General features: G+C 65.2%; 18 protein-coding genes, 1 tRNA gene and 2 rRNA genes (1 of these 21 running past the window's edge). 10 read left to right on the top strand and 11 right to left on the bottom strand.

Features of this window, described 5'->3' with window-relative positions; translation table 11 throughout:
- The 3 genes from GGR90_RS04140 to GGR90_RS04130 form a co-directional block, all read left to right on the top strand.
- A 23S ribosomal RNA gene (locus tag GGR90_RS04140) occupies nt 1–1,697 on the top strand (it extends 1,123 nt beyond the left edge of the window).
- A 115-nt stretch (nt 1,698–1,812) separates the two neighbouring features.
- Nucleotides 1,813–1,927 (top strand): 5S ribosomal RNA (gene rrf, locus GGR90_RS04135).
- A 110-nt stretch (nt 1,928–2,037) separates the two neighbouring features.
- A tRNA-Met gene (locus GGR90_RS04130) sits at nt 2,038–2,114 on the top strand.
- Between the two features lie 94 nt (nt 2,115–2,208).
- On the opposite strand, the gene GGR90_RS04125 is transcribed toward GGR90_RS04130, so the two are convergent.
- Nucleotides 2,209–3,501, bottom strand: a complete 1,293-nt coding sequence (locus GGR90_RS04125; RefSeq protein WP_167919572.1) for an Hsp70 family protein — start codon at nt 3,499–3,501, stop codon at nt 2,209–2,211.
- Nucleotides 3,502–3,580: 79 nt separating this feature from the next.
- Nucleotides 3,581–4,213 (bottom strand): TetR/AcrR family transcriptional regulator, encoded by a 633-nt coding sequence (locus GGR90_RS04120; protein WP_245198385.1) that lies wholly within the window; start codon nt 4,211–4,213, stop codon nt 3,581–3,583.
- 107 nt (nt 4,214–4,320) lie between these two features.
- Between GGR90_RS04120 and GGR90_RS04115 the strand changes: the two genes are divergently transcribed.
- The 3 genes from GGR90_RS04115 to GGR90_RS04105 are packed head-to-tail and all read left to right on the top strand — an operon-like array spanning nt 4,321 to nt 8,424.
- Nucleotides 4,321–5,706: an efflux transporter outer membrane subunit gene (locus GGR90_RS04115; RefSeq protein WP_342449883.1), complete on the top strand. Its 1,386-nt coding sequence runs from the start codon at nt 4,321–4,323 to the stop codon at nt 5,704–5,706.
- The gene (locus GGR90_RS04110; protein WP_167919566.1) at nt 5,706–6,869 is read left to right on the top strand and encodes an HlyD family secretion protein; all 1,164 of its coding nucleotides are present in this window, start codon (nt 5,706–5,708) and stop codon (nt 6,867–6,869) included. The genes GGR90_RS04115 and GGR90_RS04110 overlap by 1 nt, the downstream gene beginning before the upstream one ends.
- 4 nt (nt 6,870–6,873) lie before the next feature.
- Entirely contained in the window at nt 6,874–8,424 is a 1,551-nt protein-coding gene (locus GGR90_RS04105) for a DHA2 family efflux MFS transporter permease subunit (protein ID WP_167919564.1), read from the top strand.
- A 62-nt stretch (nt 8,425–8,486) separates the two neighbouring features.
- On the opposite strand, the gene GGR90_RS04100 is transcribed toward GGR90_RS04105, so the two are convergent.
- Complete coding sequence (locus tag GGR90_RS04100; RefSeq protein WP_167920808.1) at nt 8,487–8,909, bottom strand: VOC family protein; 423 nt, start codon at nt 8,907–8,909, stop codon at nt 8,487–8,489.
- A gap of 82 nt (nt 8,910–8,991) precedes the next feature.
- Between GGR90_RS04100 and GGR90_RS04095 the strand changes: the two genes are divergently transcribed.
- The 3 genes from GGR90_RS04095 (at nt 8,992) to GGR90_RS04085 (ending at nt 12,671) form a co-directional block, all read left to right on the top strand.
- On the top strand, nt 8,992–10,866 hold the full coding sequence (locus tag GGR90_RS04095) for an ABC-F family ATP-binding cassette domain-containing protein (RefSeq protein WP_167919562.1): 1,875 nt from the start codon (nt 8,992–8,994) through the stop codon (nt 10,864–10,866).
- A gap of 159 nt (nt 10,867–11,025) precedes the next feature.
- Nucleotides 11,026–12,129, top strand: coding sequence for a 4-hydroxyphenylpyruvate dioxygenase (hppD, locus tag GGR90_RS04090; RefSeq protein ID WP_167919560.1), 1,104 nt, complete (start codon nt 11,026–11,028; stop codon nt 12,127–12,129).
- Nucleotides 12,126–12,671 carry a VOC family protein gene (locus tag GGR90_RS04085; protein ID WP_167919558.1) on the top strand — a complete coding sequence of 182 codons (546 nt, stop codon included), beginning with the start codon at nt 12,126–12,128 and terminating at the stop codon, nt 12,669–12,671. The genes hppD and GGR90_RS04085 overlap by 4 nt, the downstream gene beginning before the upstream one ends.
- 120 nt (nt 12,672–12,791) lie before the next feature.
- Here the strand turns inward: GGR90_RS04085 and GGR90_RS04080 are convergent, their stop codons facing one another.
- The 3 genes from GGR90_RS04080 to GGR90_RS04070 all read right to left on the bottom strand — a co-directional run bounded on the left by GGR90_RS04080 (nt 12,792) and on the right by GGR90_RS04070 (nt 16,369).
- Nucleotides 12,792–13,445: a YqaA family protein gene (locus tag GGR90_RS04080; protein ID WP_167920807.1), complete on the bottom strand. Its 654-nt coding sequence runs from the start codon at nt 13,443–13,445 to the stop codon at nt 12,792–12,794.
- A 67-nt stretch (nt 13,446–13,512) separates the two neighbouring features.
- The gene (gene purH / locus GGR90_RS04075) at nt 13,513–15,105 is read right to left on the bottom strand and encodes a bifunctional phosphoribosylaminoimidazolecarboxamide formyltransferase/IMP cyclohydrolase (protein WP_167919556.1); all 1,593 of its coding nucleotides are present in this window, start codon (nt 15,103–15,105) and stop codon (nt 13,513–13,515) included.
- A gap of 241 nt (nt 15,106–15,346) precedes the next feature.
- Nucleotides 15,347–16,369, bottom strand: coding sequence for a phytase (locus GGR90_RS04070; RefSeq protein WP_167919554.1), 1,023 nt, complete (start codon nt 16,367–16,369; stop codon nt 15,347–15,349).
- Nucleotides 16,370–16,539: 170 nt separating this feature from the next.
- On the opposite strand from GGR90_RS04070, the gene GGR90_RS04065 reads away from it, so the two are divergent.
- A complete protein-coding gene (locus GGR90_RS04065) occupies nt 16,540–18,903 on the top strand; it encodes a TonB-dependent receptor plug domain-containing protein (protein ID WP_167919552.1) in 2,364 nt (787 codons plus the stop codon).
- A 73-nt stretch (nt 18,904–18,976) separates the two neighbouring features.
- On the opposite strand, the gene GGR90_RS04060 is transcribed toward GGR90_RS04065, so the two are convergent.
- The 5 genes from GGR90_RS04060 to GGR90_RS04040 all read right to left on the bottom strand — a co-directional run bounded on the left by GGR90_RS04060 (nt 18,977) and on the right by GGR90_RS04040 (nt 22,883).
- The gene (locus GGR90_RS04060; RefSeq protein ID WP_167919550.1) at nt 18,977–20,755 is read right to left on the bottom strand and encodes a heparinase II/III family protein; all 1,779 of its coding nucleotides are present in this window, start codon (nt 20,753–20,755) and stop codon (nt 18,977–18,979) included.
- Nucleotides 20,756–20,758: 3 nt separating this feature from the next.
- Complete coding sequence (gene rpe, locus GGR90_RS04055; protein WP_167919548.1) at nt 20,759–21,430, bottom strand: ribulose-phosphate 3-epimerase; 672 nt, start codon at nt 21,428–21,430, stop codon at nt 20,759–20,761.
- A 96-nt stretch (nt 21,431–21,526) separates the two neighbouring features.
- Nucleotides 21,527–21,769: a hypothetical protein gene (locus GGR90_RS04050; RefSeq protein ID WP_167919546.1), complete on the bottom strand. Its 243-nt coding sequence runs from the start codon at nt 21,767–21,769 to the stop codon at nt 21,527–21,529.
- 1 nt (nt 21,770) lies between these two features.
- Nucleotides 21,771–21,971, bottom strand: coding sequence for a type II toxin-antitoxin system antitoxin (locus GGR90_RS04045; RefSeq protein WP_167919544.1), 201 nt, complete (start codon nt 21,969–21,971; stop codon nt 21,771–21,773).
- Nucleotides 21,972–21,980: 9 nt separating this feature from the next.
- Nucleotides 21,981–22,883, bottom strand: coding sequence for an SPFH domain-containing protein (locus GGR90_RS04040; RefSeq protein ID WP_167919542.1), 903 nt, complete (start codon nt 22,881–22,883; stop codon nt 21,981–21,983).
- Nucleotides 22,884–23,070: the final 187 nt, after the last annotated feature.

The raw sequence follows: 23,070 nt of genomic DNA, 5'->3' as shown, positions 1-23,070 counted from the left end.
TAGAAGCAGCCATCCTTTAAAGAAAGCGTAACAGCTCACTGGTCTAAATAAGGGTTCCTGCGGCGAAAATGTAACGGGGCTCAAGACGTGCACCGAAGCTTAGGGTGTGTAGCAATACACGCGGTAGCGGAGCGTTCCGTAGGCTGATGAAGCGATCTGGTAATGGGTCGTGGAGGTATCGGAAGTGCGAATGCTGACATGAGTAGCGATAAAGAGGGTGAGATGCCCTCTCGCCGAAATCCCAAGGGTTCCTGCTTAAAGCTAATCTGAGCAGGGTAAGCCGGCCCCTAAGACGAGCCCGAAGGGGGTAGTCGATGGGAACCACGTTAATATTCGTGGGCCTGGAGGTGTGTGACGGATCTCGTAAATTGTCTGATCTTATTGGATTGGTCAGGCTTTGAAGAGGTTCCAGGAAATAGCCCCTCCATTATAGACCGTACCCTAAACCGACACAGGTGGGATGGTAGAGTATACCAAGGCGCTTGAGAGAAGTCTCCTGAAGGAACTCGGCAAATTGCCTCCGTACCTTCGGAAGAAGGAGGCCCTGCATCTGGGCAACCAGTTGCAGGGGGCACAGGCCAGGGGGTAGCGACTGTTTAGCAAAAACACAGGGCTCTGCTAAGTCGGCTTCAAGACGACGTATAGGGCCTGACGCCTGCCCGGTGCCTGAAGGTTAAGTGGAGTGGTGCAAGCTGCGAAATGAAGCCCAGGTAAACGGCGGCCGTAACTATAACGGTCCTAAGGTAGCGAAATTCCTTGTCGGGTAAGTTCCGACCTGCACGAATGGCGTAACGACTTCCCCACTGTCTCCAGGAGATGCTCAGCGAAATTGAATTCTCCGTGAAGATGCGGAGTACCCGCGGTTAGACGGAAAGACCCCGTGCACCTTTACTGCAGCTTCAGAGTGGCATTAGGAAAGAACTGTGTAGCATAGGTGGGAGGCTTTGAAGCGACGGCGCCAGCTGTCGTGGAGCCATAGGTGAAATACCACCCTGTTGTTTTCTGATGTCTAACCTCGATCCATGAAACTGGATCAGGGACCCTCTGTGGCGGGTAGTTTGACTGGGGCGGTCGCCTCCTAAAGAGTAACGGAGGCGCGCGATGGTAGGCTCAGGACGGTTGGAAACCGTCTGTTAGAGTGCAATGGCATAAGCCTGCCTGACTGCGAGACTGACGAGTCGAGCAGAGACGAAAGTCGGTCATAGTGATCCGGTGGTCCCGAGTGGAAGGGCCATCGCTCAACGGATAAAAGGTACGCCGGGGATAACAGGCTGATGATTCCCAAGAGCTCATATCGACGGAATCGTTTGGCACCTCGATGTCGGCTCATCACATCCTGGGGCTGGAGCAGGTCCCAAGGGTTTGGCTGTTCGCCAATTAAAGTGGTACGTGAGCTGGGTTCAGAACGTCGTGAGACAGTTTGGTCCCTATCTGCCGTGGGCGTCGAAATTTGAGAGGAGTTGACCCTAGTACGAGAGGACCGGGTTGAACATACCTCTGGTGTACCTGTCGTGGCGCCAGCCGCGCAGCAGGGTAGCTATGTATGGACGGGATAACCGCTGAAAGCATCTAAGCGGGAAGCCTCCCTCAAGATAAGATTTCTTAGAGCCGTGGAAGACCACCACGTTGATAGATCGGATGTAGAAGCGTGGTAACGCGTGGAGCTAACCGATACTAATTGCTCTATTCGCACTTAAGAGTCCCGCCATCAACGACAAGCCTGACTGGTTTGTCCGCGAAGCGGATGATTGATCAGACAGTATTGCACGGACATCGATTGAAACCCTTTTTGACCCTACGCCGGCTTCATTGCTTGGTGACCATGGCGTCAGTGACCCACCCGATCCCATCTCGAACTCGGCCGTGAAACCTGACAGCGCCGATGGTACTACCGCTTAAGCGTTGGAAGAGTAGGACGTCGCCAGGCATTGTGGCCGGCGTAAGGTCGAAACGGAAACCCATTCACAAAGTTAGAGGCCGGCAGCGATGCCGGCCTTTTGCTGTTTCGGCGATCCGCAGGACCGTCGAGCTGGTTGACGCGGGATGGAGCAGCCCGGTAGCTCGTCAGGCTCATAACCTGAAGGTCGTAGGTTCAAATCCTACTCCCGCAACCAACAAAAAGCCCGCGTCCCTATGGGATCGCGGGCTTTTTTTTTTGCGTCGGGAGCGGACGCTTACGCTTCTTCGGGTGATGTAGCTGGTCCGGCCTCAAGCCGCCCATTCGGCGGGGTCGGATTCCTCGCCGATCAGCGCGAGGCCGTGCGCGATCGAGGTGAGCTCGCCGCCGGTCGCGATGCGCGCATCGCCGAAGCGGCGCGCGAACAGCGCGCGGATCGCGGGGATCAGCGACGATCCGCCGGTCAGGAAGACGCGGTCGATCGCATCGGGCGATACAGAAGCGCGCGCAAGCGCCTGGTCCATCGCGGCTTCGATCCGCGCGAGGTCATCGGCGATCCATTGTTCGAAATCGGCGCGCCTTACGTCGGCGCCGATCTCGATGCCCCCGCCGGCGAAGTGGAATTCGGCGTGATCGCTGCTCGACAGCGCGCGCTTGAGCTTGCCAACCGCGTCATAGAGCGGAAAACCCTGCTCATGTTCGATCAGCGCGATCATCCGCCCGATCAGATCGGGCCGCTCGGCGTCGCGTTGCAGGCGGCGGATCTCGTCGAGGACCCGCCGGTTGCGCATCATCGCGAGCCGCGACCAATCGCCGAAATCGGCGAAATAGCCGCCGGGAATCTCGAGAATCTTGTCGAACGAGCGATAATGGCTGCCCTTGCCGAGCAGCGGGAGCACGAGCCGGTCGACGATGCGATAATCGAAGCGGTCGCCGGCGATCCCGATCCCCGACGAGGCGAGCGGGACGCAGCGGCGCGGAGCGCCCGGCTCCGCGACGCGGACGATCGAGAAATCGGTCGTGCCGCCGCCGAAATCGGCGACGAGGATCGTTGCGGGCTCGGTCAGCCGCGAGGCATAGCTGTGCGCCGCGCCGAGCGGCTCGTGGACATAATATATTTCGGTGCCGAATTCGGCGAGCATCGCGTCATACCGTTGCCGAGCGAGTTCGGGATCGGGGCGCGCACCGGCATATTCGACCGGACGTCCGACGATGACGCGGCGCGGCCGTTCGTCGAGCGCGCCGCCAGCATGCGCCACGAGGCGTTGCAAGAACAGGCGCCCCATATCTTCGAACCGAAACGGCTTGCCCCAGATCATCGCGCGCTCGAACAACGGGCTCGCCGCGACGCTCTTGAACGACTGGATGAAGCGGCTGTCGAGCGGCGACTGGAGATATTCGTCGATCGCCCACGGCCCCGCCTCGTGCGCGATCCCGTTCCAGCCGCGCTCCTCTTCCCAGAAACAGAGCGCCGATCGGAACACCGCGTCGCCCGCATCGCCGAACGCGACGAGCTCGGTCCCGCCCTTGCCATCGGCAAGTGCGACGACGCTGTTCGTCGTGCCGAAATCGAGGCCGAGCGCGCTCGCGGCCGCCTTGTCCATGACATGCTCCTGTAGCGATGGGGATCCCTTGCGGGGCGGCGCCTATTGCACAGGAGGGCCGGCGGGGCAAGTTCAGGTCCTAGGCATCGGGCCGCCATGCGCGATAGAAGGCGTCGACCGCGGCGTCGACATCGTCGTGCAGGCGCGCAAGGTCGCGGCTTTCGGGAAGGTTGAGCATCGCGAATTGATAGAGGCCGGACTGGCACAGGCCGGTGAATTGCTGCACCGCGCGCACCGGATCGCCCATTCTGAGTTCGCCGCGCACCATTTTTTCGCCGACCCAGTCGGCCGCGCGCGCCTTGCCACGGCGCGGACCGCGTTCATAGAAGGTCTCGGCGAGGTGCGGGAAACGCTCGGCCTCGCCGACGACGAGGCGAAAGAGCGACAGGATCGGCGTCGCGGTCAGCTTGGTCATCAGCAGATTGCCGAAGATGCGCAAGACGTCGGGCACCGGTTCGTCGAGCGGCAGATCGATCGCGAGCGCATCGCCATATTGGGCGACGATATCGTCGACCACCGCGGCGAACAGATCCTCCTTCGACGGGAAATAGGTCCACAGCGTCGTCTTCGAGCCACCGACCTTGCTCGCGATCGACGACATCGTCGTGCCCGCATAGCCGTTGGCGAAGAACAGCTCGCGCGCCGCATCGACGAATGCCTTGCGCCGTGCCGCGGCCGCGTCGTCGAGAGCAGGCGTACTATCTGGTATCATTTCGATTGACAACGCAGTCTCCAAGGGTCATTTGCGCATGATACCAGCTAGTATCGTTGGAAGCCATGCCCCGATCATTAATTCTCACAACCGCGCTTTTCGCCCTTTTGGCCGGCTGCGCAAGCGTTCCCGACCTCGGTCCGAAACCCGTTCCGGCGGCCGCCGAGTCGTTCGAGACGGCGGCGAGCTTCGCCGACGCGAACGGCGAATGGCCCGTCGAAGGCTGGTGGCAGGGGTTCGGCGACGCGCAGCTGGGCGCGCTGATCGCCGAGGGGCTCGAAGGCTCGCCCGACCTCGCGATCGCCGCCGCGCGCGTCCGCGCTGCCGAGGCGATGGCGCAGCAGGCGGGCGCGGCGCTGCTGCCGCGCGTCGGCGCCGAGGCGAGCGCGGGCGGTGTCCAGCAGAGCCAGAATATGGGCATTCCGCCGGCCTTCGTTCCCGACGGCATTCAGGACACCGGGCATATCGCCGGAACCTTCAGCTTCGATATTGACCTTTGGGGCCGTAACCGCGCCGCGCTCGCCGCGGCGACCTCGGAGGCCGAGGCGGCGCGCGTCGATGCGGCGCAGGCGCGGCTGATGCTCACCACCGGGATCGCGGCCGCTTATGTGGATCTCGCGGGCTATTATCAGGCGCTTGACGTCGCGAACGAGGCGGTGCGCGTCCGCACCGCGAGCGCCGATCTGTCGGGCGAACGCGCCCGCGCCGGCATCGAAAATCAGGCGAGCCAGCGCCAGGCCGAAAGCCGCGCCGCCTCGTCGCGCGCCGACGTCGTCGCGCTCGAAGAGGCGGTCGCGACGACGCAGAGCCGGATCGCCGCGCTGCTCGGCGCCGGGCCCGATCGCGGGCGCGCGATCGACCGTCCGCGGCTGTCGCGTCCGGCGCTCGGCCTTCCCGCCAATGCCGGAATCGACCTCATCGGCCGCCGTCCCGACATCGTCGCCGCGCGCTTGCGCAGCGAAGCGGCGGCGAAGCGCACCGATGTCGCGCGCGCCGATTTCTATCCGAACATCAGCCTGTCGGCGCTCGTCGGGCTCCAGTCGCTCGGCCTGTCGAACCTGTTCAAATCGGGGTCCGAATATGGCAATGGCGGCGCCGCGATCAGCCTGCCGATCTTCGAGGGCGGGCGGCTGCAAGGCCGCTATCGCGGGTCGCGCGCCGACTATGATGCGGCGGTCGCGACCTATGACCGCACATTGATCGGCGCGCTGCGCGATGTCGCCGACATCGTCGCCAGCCGCGCCGCGACCGCGCGCCAGCTCGCCGGGCGCCGCGAGGCGCTGACCGCCGCCGCCGAAGCGTCGAAACTCGCCGGGCTGCGCTATCGCGCGGGCCTGTCGAACCAGATCGTCCAGCTCACCGCCGAGGACAGCATGGTCGCGCTCGACCGCGCCGTCGCCGACATCGAGGCGCGTCAGCTCTCGCTCGATATCGCCCTGATCCGCGCGCTTGGCGGCGGATATATGGCCCGCAATTCAACAGGAGACGAATGATGGCCGACGAAACGGCTGCGACCGAAACCGGCGCTCCCCAAGCCTCCCACGAAATCCCGGACAGCGAAAACAACGGTGCGAAGCGCAAGAAATTGCTCAGCATCCTCGCGATCGTCGTGGTCGTGGTCGCGATCCTGTGGGGCCTCTGGTATTTCCTGACCCAAGCGGGGCGCGTCCACACCGACAACGCCTATGTCGGCGCCGATTCGGCGCAGGTCACCGCGCTCGTTCCGGGTCCGGTCAAGGAAGTCCGCGTCGCGGGCACGCAGGCGGTCAAGAAGGGCGACATCCTCGTCATCCTCGACGATGCCGATCAGCGCATCGCGCTCGCCGACGCCGAAGCGGCGCTGCGTCTCGCGCGCCAGCATTATAGCCAGGCCGATGCGACCGCCGACGCGGCGCGTGCCCGCGTTGCGGCGCGCGGCGCCGACATCGCGCAGGCCAAGGCGCGGCTGCGCGATGCCAATGCGACGGTCGAACGCGCGCGCGCCGAACTGGCGCGGCGCGAAAGCATCGCGGGCACCGGCGCGGTGTCGGGCGAAGAACTCACCGCCGCGCGCGCGGCGCTCGCCTCGGCCTCGGCCGCGCGCGACCTCGCCGCCGCCGGAATCGCCTCGGCCGAAGCGACGCGCGGCTCGGCGAGCGGCGACCTTGGCGCCGCCGAAGCGATCGTGCGCGGCACGACGATCGATACCGCCCCTGACGTCGCCGCCGCCCAGGCGCGCCTCGAAAAGGCGCGGCTTGACCTCGCCCGCACCGTGCTGCGCGCGCCGGTCGACGGCATCGTCACCAACCGGGCGGTGCAGGTCGGTCAGCGGATCGCCGCGGGTGCGCCGATCATGGTGATCGTTCCGATCGGCACCGCCTATGTCGACGCCAATTTCAAGGAAAGCCAGTTCGGCGATATCCGGATCGGCCAGCCGGTCGAGCTGACCTCGGACTATTATGGCGGCGACGTCGTCTATCGCGGCAAGGTGGTCGGCATCGCCGGCGGCACCGGCGCGGCCTTCTCGCTGATCCCCGCACAGAATGCGACGGGCAACTGGGTGAAGGTCGTCCAGCGCCTGCCGGTGCGCATCGCGCTTGATCCGGAGCAGCTGAAGGCGCATCCGCTACGCGTCGGGCTGTCGATGGAAGCCACGATCGACACGCGCGGGAATTGATATCATGGCCAGCGCCGCCGCCCCCGCCTCCGCGATCCCTACCGAGCCGCAACCGCTCACCGGCGCGCGGCTGATCGTCGCCGCCTTCGCGCTCGCGCTCGCCAATTTCGTCGTCGTGCTCGACACGACGATCGCCAATGTGTCGGTGCCGCATATCGCGGGCGGGCTCGCGGTGTCGCCCACCCAGGGAACATGGGTGATCACCAGCTATGCGGTCGCCGACGCGATCAGCGTGCCGCTCACCGGCTGGCTCGCGATGCGTTTCGGCACGGTGCGCTGGTTCATGATCTCGATCATCGGCTTCGGCATCTTCTCCTTCCTGTGCGGGGTATCGCGCACGCTCGATGCGCTGGTGCTGTTTCGCGTGCTCCAGGGACTCGCCGGCGGCCCGCTGATGCCACTGTCGCAGATATTGCTGCTGCGCATCTTCCCGAAGGAAAAGGCCGGAATCGGCCTCGCAATCTGGGCGATGACGACGACGACCGCGCCGATCCTCGGCCCGATCCTCGGCGGAACGATCAGCGACAATTGGACTTGGCCGTGGATCTTCTTCATCAACCTGCCCGTCGTCGCGATCTGCGCGTTCGGTGTGTTCACGCTGCTGTCGCCGTTCGAGACCAAGCGCGCCAAGGCACGCATCGACATCGTCGGCCTGATCCTGCTCGTCGTCTCGGTCGGCGCGTTCCAGATCATGCTCGACACCGGGCGCGAGCATGACTGGTTCGGATCGGTCTGGATCGTCGGTCTCGCGGTCGTCGCCGCGATCAGCTTCGCCGCCTTCGTCATCTGGGAACTGACCGACGCCAATCCGGTCGTCAACCTGCGCATCTTCCGCTTCCGCGGCTTCAGCTTCGCGACGATGGCGATCTCGCTCGGCTTTGGCGCCTTTTTCGCGCAGGTCGTGCTGACGCCTTTGTGGCTTCAGCAGGTCGCGGGCTATACCGCGACCGAGACCGGTTTCATCGTCGCCTGGCTCGGCGTGTTCGCGGTGCTGCTGTCACCCGTCGCCGCGGGCCTGATCACCAAGATCGACGTGCGCCTCACCATCTCCGCGGGCATTCTCTGGATGGCGGTGATGTCGGTCCTGCGCGCGAGCTGGAACGCCGACGTCGGTTACTGGACGCTCGCGCTGCCGCACATCCTGCAGGGGATCGGCATGCCCTTCTTCTTCGTCGGGCTGACCGCGCTCGCGCTGAGTTCGGTGCCCGCGCAGCACCAGACCTCGGCCGCCGGCCTGATGAGTTTTCTGCGCACGCTTTGCGGCGCGATCGGCACCGCGATCGCGACGACCGCATGGGACGACGCGAGCAGCACCGCGCGCTCCGAACTGGTCTCCTCGCTCAACAATGTCGAAGCGACGATGACCTCGCTGCAAAATGCCGGCTTCACGCTCGAACAGGCGCGCGTGGCGATCGCGCGGCTGGTCGAGGTGCAGGCTTCGACGATCGGGGTGCTGCACCTGTTCCTCGCGTCGGGGGTGGTGTTCGTGATCGCCGCCATCTCGGTGTGGTTCGCGCCGCGCCCCAAGCAGATTTCAATGGGCGGCGGGCATTAGAGCGTTTTCAAGTCGGGCGGGATCGCCTGACGGTTTGGAAAACGCGGCAAGACAAGACGCCGCTATTTGGCGAATAATTGTCCGAGGTCCGCAAAGGCCTTGAACTCGAGCGCATTGCCCGCGGGGTCGTGAAAGAACATCGTCGACTGCTCGCCGGGCTGGCCGGGAAAGCGCGTGTGCGGTTCGATCACGAAATCGGTACCCGCCGCCTTCAGCCGCTCGGCGAGCGCCTGCCACTCGGCGGGCGGCAGGATGACGCCGAAATGCGGCACCGGCACATCATGGCCGTCGACCGGATTATGCGCGGGCCGCGTGCGCGGCCTGTCGACGCGGTGCGCGACGATCTGATGGCCGTAAAGATTGAAGTCGATCCAGTCCGGGGCGCACCGTCCTTCGGGGCAACCGAGCACGCTGCCATAGAAATGGCGCGCGGCATCGAGGTCGTCGACGGGAAAGGCGATGTGAAAGGGGGCGAGGCCGGCCATGTCCGCGATCTTGCCCCGAATGGCGGTCGAAAGCCAGTTCGGATGCTTGGGCTTCGGCGCTGGCCATGCTAGGCGCGCCGCCATGTTGACGATCAATGGCCTCACGGTCCGCCTCGGCGGACGCACGATTCTCGACCGCGCCGGCGCCAGCCTGCCGGGCAAAAGCCGCACGGGCCTCATCGGCCGTAACGGCGCGGGCAAGTCGACCTTGATGAAGGTGATGATCGGCCAGCTCGAAGCCGACGAGGGCGGCATCGAAATGCCGCGCAAGACGCGCGTCGGCTATATCGCGCAGGAAGCGCCGAGCGGCAGTGCGACCCCGTTCGAAACCGTACTCGCCGCCGATACCGAACGCGCGCAGCTGCTCGTCGCCTCGGAGACCGAGCAGGACCCCGACAAACTTGGCGATATCCACGAACGGCTGATCGCGATCGACGCCTATACCGCGCCCGCGCGCGCGGCGCGCATCCTGATCGGGCTCGGTTTCGACGAAGAGATGCAGGGTCAGCCGCTCGACAGCTTCTCGGGCGGGTGGAAGATGCGCGTCGCGCTCGCGGCCCTGCTCTTCTCGAACCCCGACCTCTTGCTGCTCGACGAACCCTCGAACCACCTCGACCTCGAAGCGACGATGTGGCTCGAAAGCTTCCTGCGCGCCTATCCGGGCCAGCTCGTCGTGATCAGCCACGAGCGTGACCTGCTCAACAATGTCGTCGACCATATCCTCCATCTGGAGGGCGGCAAGGTGACACTCTATCCGGGCGGTTATAATGATTTCGAGCGCCAGCGCGCCGAGCGCATCGCGCAGCTTGCGGCGGCGAAGGCGGCGCAGGACGCGCAGCGCGCGAAGCTGCAGGACTATGTCGCGCGCAACAGTGCGCGCGCCTCGACCGCGAAGCAGGCGCAGTCGCGCGCGAAGCAACTCGCGCGCATGCAGCCGATCGCCGCGGTGTCGGAAGACCCGAGCCTCGTCTTCGACTTCCCGAGCCCCGACGAGCTGAAGCCGCCGCTGATCACGCTCGACCTCGCGAGCGTCGGCTATACGCCGGGCGCGCCGATCCTGACGCGGCTCAATCTGCGCATCGATCCCGACGACCGCATCGCGCTCCTGGGCCGCAACGGCAACGGCAAGACGACGCTCGCGCGCCTGCTCGCGGCACAGCTCGCGCCGATGGACGGCGCGATGGCGGCGTCGGGCAAGATGCGCGTCGGCTATTTCACTCAATATCAGGTCGAGGAACTCGACGGGTCGGACACCCCTCTCGGCCATATGACGCGCGTGATGGCGGGCAAGACGCCCGGCGCGGTGCGCGCGCAATTGGGGCGTTTCGGCTTCACCGGCAACAAGGCGGTCACCGAGGTCGGCAAGCTGTCGGGCGGCGAACGCGCCCGGCTCGCGCTCGCGCTGATCACGCGCGACGCGCCGCACCTCCTGATCCTCGACGAACCGACCAACCACCTCGACGTCGACGCGCGCGAGGCGCTGGTGCAGGCTTTGAACGGCTTCGACGGCGCGGTGCTGATCGTCAGCCACGACCGCCACATGCTCGAACTCACCGCCGACCGGCTCGTCCTCGTCGACGATGGCACCGCGCGCGATTTCGACGGCAGCATGGACGATTATGTCGCCTTCATCCTCGGCAAGGGCGCGCCGGCGAAAGAGAAGGCGTCGAAGGCCGACAGGAAGGAAGACCGCAAGGCCGCCGCCGCGGCGCGCGAAGCGGCCGCGAAGATCAAGAAAAACGTCTCGGACGCCGAAGCCGACCTTGCAAAATATGAGGTCGTCCTGTCCGCTATCGACCGCGCGATGTTCGACCCGCAGGGCGCGGCAAGCGAATATAAGGGCCTGACGATGAGCGAATTGTCGCAGCGGCGCGGCAAAATCGTCGCTGCGCAGGAAGCCGCCGAGGCGCGCTGGGTGACGGCGAGCGAAGCGCTGGAGGCGTTCGAAGCTGCGTAACCCCTTTTCCGTCACCCCGGCGAAGGCCGGGGTCTCACCATTGCGTATCGACGCGACGTTGAGATCCCGGCCTTCGCCGGGATGACGGGGCGGGGAATATTGACTCCCCGCCTCTGATCCATCATAATAGTTTCAATTGAAACTAGATGGGAATGCGACATGGCCGACCTCTTCGAAAATCCGCTGGGCCTCGACGGCTTTGAATTCGTCGAATTTTCGGCGCCGGAGAAGGGCATGCTCGAACCCGTGTTCGAAGCGATGGGTTTCACGCTGATCGCGCGCCATCGCTCGAAGGACGTTCAGCTGTGGCGCCAGGGCGGCATCAATTTGATCGCCAATTATGAACCCAAATCGCCCGCGGCCTATTTCGCCGCCGAGCACGGCCCGTCGGCGTGCGGCATGGGCTGGCGCGTCCGCGATGCGGCCAAAGCCTATGCCGAAGCGGTCGCGCGCGGCGCCGAGCCGGTCGAGGTCAATCCCGGCCCGATGGAACTCCGCCTCCCCGCGATCCGCGGCATCGGCGGCTCGATCATCTATCTGATCGACCGCTATGAAGGGAAGAATGCCGAGGGCGACCTCAGCATCTACGACATCGACTTCGTTTACGAGGAAGGCGTCGATCGCCACCCGGTCGGCGCGGGGATGCAGCTGATCGATCACCTCACGCACAATGTCTATGGCGGCCGCATGGCGCATTGGGCCGCCTTCTACGAGCGGATCGCGGGCTTCCGCGAGATCCGCTATTTCGACATCAAGGGCGAATATACCGGCCTGACGTCAAAGGCGATGACCGCCCCCGACGGCAAGATCCGCATTCCGCTTAACGAAGAGGGTGCAGGCGGCAAGGGCCAGATCGAGGAATATCTGCGCGCCTATAATGGCGAGGGTATCCAGCATATCGCATTCAGCTGCGACGATCTCTACGCGGCCTGGGACAAGCTCAAGGCGCTCGGCAATCCCTTCGCGCCGTCGCCGCCGGCAACCTATTACGAGATGCTCGAAGAGCGGCTTCCGGGCCATGGCGAATCGGTCGATGGCCTCCAGTCGCGCGGCATCCTGCTCGATGGATCGACGACCGAAGGCGACCCGCGCCTGCTGCTCCAGATTTTCGGCCAGACCGTCATCGGCCCCGTCTTCTTCGAATTCATCCAGCGCAAGAAGGATGAAGGCTTCGGCGAGGGCAATTTCACCGCGCTGTTCAAATCGATGGAAATGGACCAGATTCGCCGCGGAGCGCTGAACGTCGAGGAACCCGCCGAATGACGAGCCCGATCAAATTGGGCGGCGTCCACCACGCCGCCTATCGCTGCAAGGATGCGAAGGAGACGGTCGATTGGTACGAGCGCATGCTCGGCATGACCTACACGACCGCCTTCGCCGAGGATCATGTGCCGTCGACCGGCGAATATGATCCCTATATGCACGTCTTCCTCGACGCGGGGAACGGCAACATTCTCGCCTTTTTCGAGCTGCCCAACCAGCCCGACATGGGCCGCGATCAGAATACGCCGCAATGGGTCCAGCACCTCGCCTTCAAGGTCGGCAGCTATGACGAGCTAACGCAGGCGAAGGCGCATCTGACCGCGAACGGCATCGACGTGCTCGGCCCGACGCACCACGGCATCTTCAAGTCGATCTACTTCTTCGATCCCAACGGGCATCGCGTCGAGCTCGCGTGCGACATCGGCACCGACGAGCAATATGCCGAGCTGAAACGCGTCGCGCCGCTGATGCTCGAGGAATGGAGCCAGACGAAAAAGGCCCCGCGCCACGCCGACTGGCTGCACACGGCCGCGAACGAGTAACTGCCCCGCTCAAAACCCGTTTGCCCTGAGCTTGTCGAAGGGCCGTTCTTTCTCTCGGCGCCGCGGAAGAAAAGGACGGTGCTTCGACAAGCTCAGCACGAACGGGGTTGGGTTATGGCGTTATTTCCGATCCAGCCCGATGCTCTCCAGCGTCGCGCCGCTGCACTTGTCGGCTTCCTTCGACTGACCCTCACCCGACAGCGCCCCGATCGCTAGGAAACCCGCGACCACCGCGACCAGAAACGCGCCGGTGACCCAGATCAGATATTTGTCGATGAACGCCTTGATCGGCGCCCCGAACAGCCGGAACAAAATCCCCACGAGCAGGAAGGAAAAGGCCCGGCTCGCGAGGCTCGCCCACAAAAAGGTCCAGAAGCTCATGTGGATGAAGCCGGCGGTGATCGTCAGCAGCTTGAACGGGATCGGCGTCGCGCCTTTGATCAATATGATCTCGGCGCCATATTCGCGCAAATAGCAGGCGGCCGGCGGAAAGGCGTCGGTCAGCCCGAGCGCGCCGAGCAGCGCCAGTCCGACGCTTTCATAGAGGAAGAAACCGATCAGGTAGCCCAGCATCCCGCCCGCGACCGAGGCGAACGTGCAGATGATCGCATAGCGCACCGCCTTCTTCGGATTGGCGAGGCACATCAGCCCCAGCATCGGATGCGGCGGGATCGGGAAGAAGCTTGCTTCGATGAAGGAGACCAGCGCCAGCCAATATTCGGCATGCGGGTGCGCGGATTTCTCCATGGTCCAGTTGTAGAGATTCTGGATCATGGACTTGTTGCGGGGTGTGGCGGTCATGCTGGTCCTTGTCGGCGCGGGGTCGGCGGAGGCGCGGCGATCAATGCCGGAAATGGCGCATGCCGGTGAAAACCATCGCGAGTCCCGCTTCGTTCGCCGCCGCGATCACCTCGTCGTCGCGGATCGAGCCGCCCGGCTGGATCACGCAGGTCGCGCCCGCCTCTACCGCCGCCAGCAAGCCGTCGGCGAAGGGGAAGAAGGCGTCGCTCGCGACCGCGCTGCCGACGGTGCGGGCCTTGGCCCAGCCGTGGCTCTCGGCGGCTTCCCGCGCCTTCACCGCGGCGATGCGCGCGCTGTCGCGGCGGTTCATCTGGCCGGCGCCGATGCCTGCGGTCGACCCGCCCTTGGCATAGACGATCGCGTTCGACTTCACATGCTTGGCGACGGTCCACGCGAACAGCGCGTCGGTCAGCTCCTCGTCGGTCGGCGCGCGATCGGTGACGACCTTCAGGTCTGACACGCCGATCCGCCCATTGTCGCGGCTCTGCGCGAGCCAGCCGCCGGCGATCGTCTTCATCATCAGCCCGCCGCGCGCCGGATCGGGGAGCTCGCCCGTCAGCAGCAGGCGAAGATTCTTCTTTTTCGCGAACACCGCGCGCGCGTCTGCGTCGGCGTCGGGGGCGCAGACGACCTCGGTGAAAATGCCGCTGATCAGCTCGGCGGTCGCGCCGTCGAGCGGCCGATTGACCGCGATGATGCCGCCGAATGCCGACACATCGTCGCATTTCAGCGCCGCGTCATAGGCCTCGGCGATCGTCGCCGCGCTCGCGACGCCGCACGGGTTGGCGTGCTTGACGATGACGCAGGTCGGATCGGCCTCGCGGAATTCGGCGACCAGTTCGAGCGCGGCGTCGGCGTCGTTGATATTGTTATAGCTCAGCTCCTTGCCCTGCACCTGTTCGGCCTGCGCGATCCCGCGCGCGGCGGGGCCGGCGGGCAGGTAGAGCGCCGCCTTCTGGTGCGGATTCTCGCCATAGCGCAGCTCATTGGCGAGCTTCGCGGTCAGCGGCAGCGTTTCGGGGAACATCTTGCCCTGATCGGCGAAGGCGAACCACTGCGCGATCATGCTGTCATAGGTCGCGGTGTGCCCGAAGGCGGTTGCGGCGAGCCGCTTGCGCAGGGCGAGGGTGGTCGCGCCGCCCTTGGCGTCCATTTCGGCGATCACCGCCGCATAATCCTCGGGTTCGGTGACGATATTGACGAAGGCATGGTTCTTCGCCGACGAGCGCACCATCGCGGGGCCCCCGATGTCGATATTCTCGATCACCTCGTCGCGCGCCGCGCCCTTGGCGACCGTTGCGGCGAAGGGATAGAGGTTGACGACCACCAGATCGATCGCGCCGATGCCATGCTGCTCCATCGATGCGACATGCGCCGCGTCGTCGCGCACCGCGAGGATGCCGCCGTGCACCGTCGGGTGCAGCGTCTTGACGCGGCCGTCCATCATCTCGGGAAAGCCGGTGAGGTCCGACACGTCGAGAACCGTGTGCCCCGCCTCGCGCAGCGCCTTCGCGGTGCCGCCGGTCGAAACCAGCTCGACGCCGTGACGGACGAGCGCGGCGGCAAGCTCGGCGAGCCCCGCCTTGTCGCTGACGGACAGCAGAGCGCGGCGGACGGGAATCAGGTCGGTCATTTGGGAGGGCCTCGGCTGGCGATGGGATGACGCGGCTCCCCTAGTCCGGCGGAGCCCATTCGGCAACCGTTTGAAAGGTTCACGCGGAGACGCGGAGGCGCGGAGAAGAATATTCGCGCAGAGGCGCAGAGAGCGCAGAGCAAGAGAGAGAGATGGAGCGGCGAAGCCGCCTATTTTTCCTTTCTCCGCGCCTCCGCGTCTCCGCGTGAACCAAAATCTCCGCGTTCTCTGCGCGAATCTATTACAAGCCCAATGCCGCCGCGATCCGGTCCCAGCGCACCAGCTTGAAATTCTGCGCCAGCGGCGCATTGTCGCCGTCCTGCGCCAGAAAGAGGCCGTCGGGATAGGCGGGGCCGAAATTGCCCGCGACCGCCTCGATTCCGTCGGTCTCGCTCGTCGCGCCGAACGCGCCCGCCGCCACCGCGAAGCGCCCGACATAATCGACGCCCGGCAGGCGGAAGACCGCATAGCTATTGTCGCCCTGGCTCGATGCGATCAGGTAACGCTGGCCCTTGTGATCGATCGTCGCAAGGCCTTCGACGTCGGCGACGAGGCGCTGGTTGTCGACGGGAGCGACAAGGCGCGCGGTCGCGGCGCTGCCGTTCGGTTTCAATTCCCAGATGCCGCCGACTTCCTCGCCGACATAGAGCGTCGCGCCGTCGAAGACGCAGCCTTCGGACTGGGTCGCGATCTTGTGCTCCCACTCCACAGCAAAGCTCGGTGTGCCCTCGATCGTCAGCGTGCCGACGCGCACCGTCCCATCCTTGACGATCAGCGCCGCGGTGATCGGCTGCCCCGTCGCGCTTTTCTTGAGGCAAAGACCATAGGCTTCGCCCGTCCCCGCCGCCGCGCGGCCGAGCGGCACGATCGCGGGCTTGGCCGCGTCGAGGCGGAACACCGCGAGATGCGCATTCACCCCGTCGTTGCGGTCGCTCGCGACGATGATGTCGCCCGCGACGTCGACATTGTTGACGAGGCCCGCCTGCGTGAAGGCGATGTCCTTGCCCGCAAGATCATAGACGTGCAGCCCCGCCTTCTTGTCGGTCGCGACGATCAAAGCGCGGTTCGGATTCGCGGGATCGACCCAGATCGCCGGATCGTCGGCGGCGTCGGCACGGTTCGTGCCGACGGGCTGCGTCTCGCCGCTCGCGGTCACCGGCACCGGCGGCAGGCCGCTGATCGTCGGCGCGCTCGCGGCGCAGCCGGCGAGCGCGATTGCAAGAGCGAGCGACGACAGACGCTTCGCATTGCGGATGGCGGACATGATTTCTTCCCCTGCTTCCAGATGCGCCGCGTCCCGTTCCAGCAAAATTATCCGGCGTCAATACCACAATATTTCCGTCACTTAACGGTCACCAATACGTCACAGAGCGCGCCGCAAACTGTCACACGTCCCCCCTAGAGGCCCGGCAACCATCAAAGGGGGTCTACGATATGATTCGCACGTTCAGCCTGCACTCCGCCGCCGCTCTCGCCCTTGCCGCGGCGCTCGCCGCCGCCCCCGCCCCCGCCGCCGCGCAGGATGCGCCGATCCCGGTCGCCGAAGAGGATCGCGGCGACGGTCCGATCACGACCTCGCAGGAAATCGTCGTCCTCGGCAGCGTCGGCTACCGCAACCGCAGCGAAGAGGCCGAGCCCGTCCTTTCGTACGATAGCGAATTCTTTCAGCGTTTCGAGCCGCTGACCGCCGGCGACGCGCTGAAGCGCGTGCCGTCGGTGACCTTCCTCTCCGACGTCATTGAAAGCGACGGCGCGCGGCTCCGCGGCCTTGCGCCCGGCTATACGCAGATCCTGATCAACGGCGAGCGCGTGCCCGGCACGAACAACGACCGCAGCTTCTTCATGGACCGTATTCCGGCCGAGCTGATCGACCGCGTCGAGATCGTCCGTTCGTCGTCGGCGCGCCGCACCGGCGACGCGGTCGCGGGCACGATCAACATCCAGCTGCGCGACGGCTATGAACTCGACGGCGGCTATGTCCGCGCGGGCGGGCTCTATTTCGACGACAAGGAACTCGAACCCAGCCTCGGCCTCGTCTATGGCGGCGCGGTCGGCCCCGGCCGCCTGCTCGTCGGCCTGAACCTTCAGGGACGCCATAATCCGAAGCGGAAATCCTCGCTCCGCTACGGCGACTCGCCCGAGAATAACCCCGATTACGCGGTCGATGATTTCGACAATCGCGAGGACCAGAGCGACACGCGCGACGGAAAGGATTATTCGGCGAACGCGACTTATGAAATCGACGGAGACACCACCGATTTCCGCATCTCGGGCTTCTATGTCCGCACCGACCGCAGCGAGACCGAGCGCAGCTTCGAATATGACGATCCGGCCGCGATCACCGGGCCGCTGCCGGCCGGCAACCTGATCAGCGACAACAGCAATGTGAACGCGATCGATCAGGAAAATTACAGCATCGACGCGAAATTGTCGCACGAATGGACGCTCGGCAAGACCGCGCTGAAGGTCGGTTTCGCGCGCTTCGACGACAAGCAGCGCGAGACCGAGAACCAGATCGACTTCGACGTCGATTTCGATGAAGGCGAAGTGCCGGTGTTCGAACAGGTCTTCACCGCGACCGACCTCGTCGACAAGGAATTCACGGTAAAGCTCGACCATGAAATCGAGCTCGGCAACGACATCCAGTTCGTCGCCGGGGGCTATTATCAGAAGAAGAAGCGCAACACCGCGATCCTCGACGCCGACGGCGAAGCGGAGTTTCCGGAACTCGAAACCAGCTACGACCAGTTCGCCGACAACCCCGACGACCTCGTCTCGCCCTTCGATCCGCTCGAACCGACGGCGGGCGGCCTCAACCGGATCGAGGAACGGCGCCTCGACGGCTTCGCGCTGGTGCAGGGCAAGTCGGGCGGGCTGAAATGGGAAGCGGGCATCCGTTATGAAACGACCAAGCTCGACATCGCCGATTTCAGCGATCCCGACGCTATTCTGGCGGTCGACAACGACTATGAAAAATGGCTGCCCTCGGCGTCGATCAAGTTCGACCTGACGCCGCGCGATCGCATCACCGCGTCGGTCGCGCGCACCAACCGCCGCCCCGACTTCAACTATATCTCGCCCGCGCGGCTCGAAGAGGAAGTCGGCGACAGCGACCTGCTCGGCAATCCGTTCCTCGCGCCCGAAATGTCGTGGGGCGTCGATGTCGGCTACGAACGCCGCATCGGCCGCACCGGCGTCGCGGGAATCAATTTCTTCTACCGCGACATCACCAACCTTATCGAGCTGGTGAACACGGGCGAAGAAGGGTCGGAAGGCGAGGGCACCTTCATCTACCAGCCGCTGAATGTCGGCGACGGCAAGGTCTATGGCGTCGAATTCGACCTGTCGACCGACCTTGGTTTCATCGGTCTTCCCAATACCGGCATCTTCGGCAATGTGTCGTGGCTCGACAGCGAGATCGACGACGTCTTCGGCAAGCGCCGCTTCAACGGCCAGTCGGACTATGTCTATAATATCGGCTTCATCCAGGACATCCCGTCGTGGGGCGTGGCGTTCGGCGCAACGCACCGCAAGCAGGGCGCGGCCTATGACCGCGTGATCGGCGAGGAAATCCGCACCACCTATGGCGCCGACCTCGAAATCTTCGTCGAAAAGCGGATCGGCGGCAATTTCACGATCCGCGCGGTCGGGTCGAACCTGCTGAACGGCCAGAAGCGCGAGACGTTCAACAAATTCGACAATCTCGCGGATCAGCAGGCGCGCGATCTCGATGAATATGAACTCGAAAGCGAAAAGGCGGGGCCGGTGTTCCAGCTGATGGCGCGCTACGCCTTCTGAACTGTCCCGCAGCCGATGTTCAGTCCCTTGGGCATCGGCTGCGATAATCCTGTCTCGTCAATGGGCTGAATCGTCAGCCGATGTGCTTGAAGATCCACCCCACGCTCGCGCCGCCCGCTGGCGCATTGCCGGTGACGACGAGCTGTTCGGTCGGATGCGGGCGGCCTTCGCCGTCGACCCACAGGCTCTGCTCGATGTCGAGCGTGCCTTCGGAGGTGCGGAATTGCCACAAAGGCCCGCCGCCCACGCGCAGCAGCGCGCCCAGCTTGTCGGCGGTCAGGCTCGCCGAAATATTGCGCCCGAGGTGAAAGCGCATCGTGAAGCCCTTGTCGCCCTTGCGCCGCGTACGCGGGGCGGGAAGCAGCATGTCCTCGCCGCGCAGCTCGCGCCCGTTGGGCGAGAGGATCAAGAGGCGGCGGTGGATCAGCCCGTGGCGCCGCGCATAGCCGTCATGGCTCATCTCGACGCGGCTGCCCTGCGGCGTCTCGCGCCGGTCGAGCTCGACCTCGGTCACCCCCTTGCCGAGCGAGCCGTTGGCGAGGATCGCGGTCGAATTGCTGTCGCCGAGCGTCAGCGTTGAATGCGCCGCGGTGGTGCGGAGGCCGCGCGCAAGGTCGGCGGGGATCGTCGCGCCGGTCAGCGCCGCGCCGCCGCAATTGACGACGATGCGCTCGTCGCCGTCGCTGAGTTCGAAGGCGAGCGTCGAGGCGCAGCCCGCCTCGGTCACGCGGGCAATGGGGGGCGGCGCCGCGTCGGCGAGCAGCACGACCTTGTTCGCGACGAGCCGCTGATACCCCCAGTCGCGCGCCTGCTTGAGCGGCCGCGTCCGGACCCCGCTGGCATTGACGATCGCCTGCACAGTGGCGGCGGAGGTCGCGCCGCTGCCCTGCCAGCTGCCCATGCCGCCGTCGCTGTGGACGAGGCCGAGCAGCGCCGGAACCGCGCGCGCGAGCACTTCCTGGACGAAGGGCGGCACCTCGATACGGCGCATGTCATATATTCTCGCGAGCATCGACAGCGCCATGACCGCGTCGAGCTGCGCCTGCGGCGAGCGCGAGATGTTGCCGCCATCGGCGTAGAAGCTCGTCTCGAGCACCTTGCGCAGCCCCGCCTCGCCGAACACCTGCCGCGGCTCGCCGCCGGGCATGAGGAGCGACGCGGCGACGATGCCGACCCACGCGACCATCTGCCCCGTGCCCGGCCGCGTCTTGTCGGCGACGCGGTCGAGGTGGCGCGCGGCGCGCGCGAGATGGTTGAGCACCGCCGAGCGATAGACGAGGTCGCTCGACGACAGGATCAGCGGCGCGTGGCTCGCCCAGAACAGGATGCGCCACGCGGTGTTGTCGGCCTTCCACGCGGGCTCGCTCACCGTTTCGCCATGCGTGCCGAGCCAGTGGCGCACGACGGCTTCGGCGATCGGGACGCCGTCGGCGCGCGTGCCCGTCGCGGCGAGGTCGCGCAGCCAGGCGAAGCTGTGGAGATAGTCGGCAAAGGGGGGCGCGACGTTCAGCGCCGCGAAATCGAGCTCACCGAGCGGCAGTTTCAATCCGCGGTGCAGGAAATGCCCGGCGCGGATCGCGGTGCCCGCGCGCGCGTCGCCCGGCACCGGGTCGGCGGGTACACCGAGCAGCTTGAGCGGAAAGCGCCCTTTCAGGCGGAAAGCGTGCAGCGGGGTGCGCCAGGTCAGCCGCGTGATCGCATTGGCGACACGGTCGCCGAGCGACAGCCCCTTGTCGGCGGGCAGGCGGATCAGCCGCTTGCCGGGTTCGATCGTGTCATCGAGCGGCGCGGCGTCGGCACCGGAATCGAGCGGCGGGTCGGCGGGGGCAGAAGTCAGCGGTCTCCCCTCCATCGATCAGGCTCCGCGCAGGCGCCGGATATTGTCGGCGTAGGCATCGGGGCCGCCCTTGAAGGTCGCGGTGCCCGCCACCAGCACATCGGCGCCCGCGTCGATCGCGAGCGGCGCGGTGCCCGCATCGATGCCGCCGTCGACCTCGAGCCGGATGTCGCGGCCCGACTTCTCGATCATCTTCCTGACCGCCTCGATCTTGCGGAGCTGGCTCGAAATGAAGCTCTGCCCGCCAAAGCCCGGATTGACGCTCATAATCAGCACCAGGTCGATGTCGTCGATCAGATAGTCGAGCATCTTCGCGGGCGTCGCGGGGTTGAGCGAGACGCCCGCCTGCTTGCCGAGCGACTTGATGTGCTGGACGGTGCGGTGGATGTGCGGGCCGGCCTCGGGATGGACGGTGATGATGTCGGCGCCCGCCGCGGCGAAGGCGTCGAGGAAATGATCGACGGGGCTGATCATCAGATGCACGTCGAAGGGCAGGGTCGAATGCGGACGCAATGCCTTCACCACCGCCGGGCCGATCGTCAGATTGGGGACATAATGGCCGTCCATCACGTCGATATGCACCCAGTCGGCGCCCGCCGCCTCGATCGCGCGCACTTCCTCGCCCAGCTTCGCGAAATCGGCGCTGAGGATCGAGGGGGCGATGCGGACGGGGGGCGGTGCGGCGGTCATGGACCGGCCTTAACCATCAAGCGAGTCGGGAGCAAGCGGGCGCGGCGCGCAGGCGGTATCTTCGAGCATTTTTAGCAATTGGCACGCAGCATTTTATCATCGCCAGCGCCACCCGCCCTCGGTCCGGGCGCGATAGATCGGCATCGGGGCGAGCGCCGCGAGTATGACCGCGATCGTCATCAGCACCGGCCGCCCCTGCAGCAGCACCGCCAGCCCGGCAATCAGCGCGATGTGTGCCGACAGCAGCACCCATCCCTGCCAGACGATCGGGAGCCCCGTGCCATAGCCGCGGCTTTTCTGCCGGAACCACGGGCCTTTTTGCATGAACAGGTGCAGCATGTCAGTTCTCCTTGGCGGGGCGGCCTCGCCGGGCCGGGGTCGGCGGCTTGACGCTCACCCCGCGCCGCGCCAGCGCCTCGCGCAGCAAAACCTCGATCTCGGCGTTGGCGCTACGCAACTCGGCGGCGGCCATCCGCTCGATTGCGGCGAAGAGCGCCGGATCGAGACGGAGGGCGAAGGCTTTCTTGGCGGATGCAGCCATCATTCCAGCTCAATAGAGCGACCCGGCGTTCACCACCGGCTGCGTATCGCGTTCGCCGCACAGCACGACCATCAGGTTCGACACCATCACCGCCTTGCGCTCGTCGTCGAGGTCGATCACGCCCTTTTCGGACAATTGGGTCAGCGCCATTTCGACCATCGTCACCGCGCCCTCGACCAGCTTCTTGCGCGCCGCGATCACCGCTTCGGCCTGTTGCCGGCGCAGCATCGCGCCCGCGATTTCCTGCGCATAGGCGAGGTGGGTCAGCCCGCATTCGTCGACGGTGATGCCCGCGACGGTCAGCCGTTCGATCAGCGCCTTCCTGAGCTCGACCCCGACCTCGTCATGGTTGCCGCGCAGCGTCACTTCCTGATGTTCGATATCGTCATAGGGATAGCGCGAGCCGATCGAGCGCACCGCGGCCTCGATCTGCGCCATCACGAATTCCTTGTAATCGTCGACGTCGAACAGCGCCTGCGCGGTATCGGTGACGCGCCACACGACCTGCGCCGCCATCTCGATCGGGTTGCCGCGCAGGTCGTTGACCTTGATCTTGTCCGAAATCACATTGTTCGCGCGCACCGCGATCTTCTTGCGCGTCAGCCACGGCAGCACCCAGCGCAGCCCTTCCTCGCGATCGGTGCCCTTATACGCGCCGAACAGCTGGATCGCGGCGGCTTCGTTCGGGTTAATCAGGTAGAAACCGCACAGGATGAGCAGGCCGACGATGCCCGCGCCCACCACCAGCGCCCATTTCCACGCGACCATCACCTCGGAATTGGCGTTGCTGATCCCCGCCCAGGCGGCCAGCCCTAGCAGCGCCAACCAGATGAACAGCATCAGATAGCCGCTCTGCGTATTGGCGCGCGTCTCGCGACTGCGGTTCAGCGCGGGAGTCCCTGTTTCGACCATTTTGCCCTCCGAATCACTCGATATAATTATAATATCATATTTATATCGAATCGGATGGAGGTCAATCGGGATTCGAGCGAACAGACGCGCATGTCGGTTTTGCGTTGGGAAAAGCTGGCACCCGGCCGAAGTCGGGCCCGATCGTGTTTAGACCGGGATGTGTGGCCATCGGTGTGGTTGCCCATGG

The organism is Sphingopyxis italica (assembly GCF_011926545.1).
GTDB lineage: Bacteria > Pseudomonadota > Alphaproteobacteria > Sphingomonadales > Sphingomonadaceae > Sphingopyxis > Sphingopyxis italica.
The sequence above is the reverse complement of the archived record's forward strand: the minus strand, read 5'-3'. Positions and strand labels throughout refer to the sequence as shown.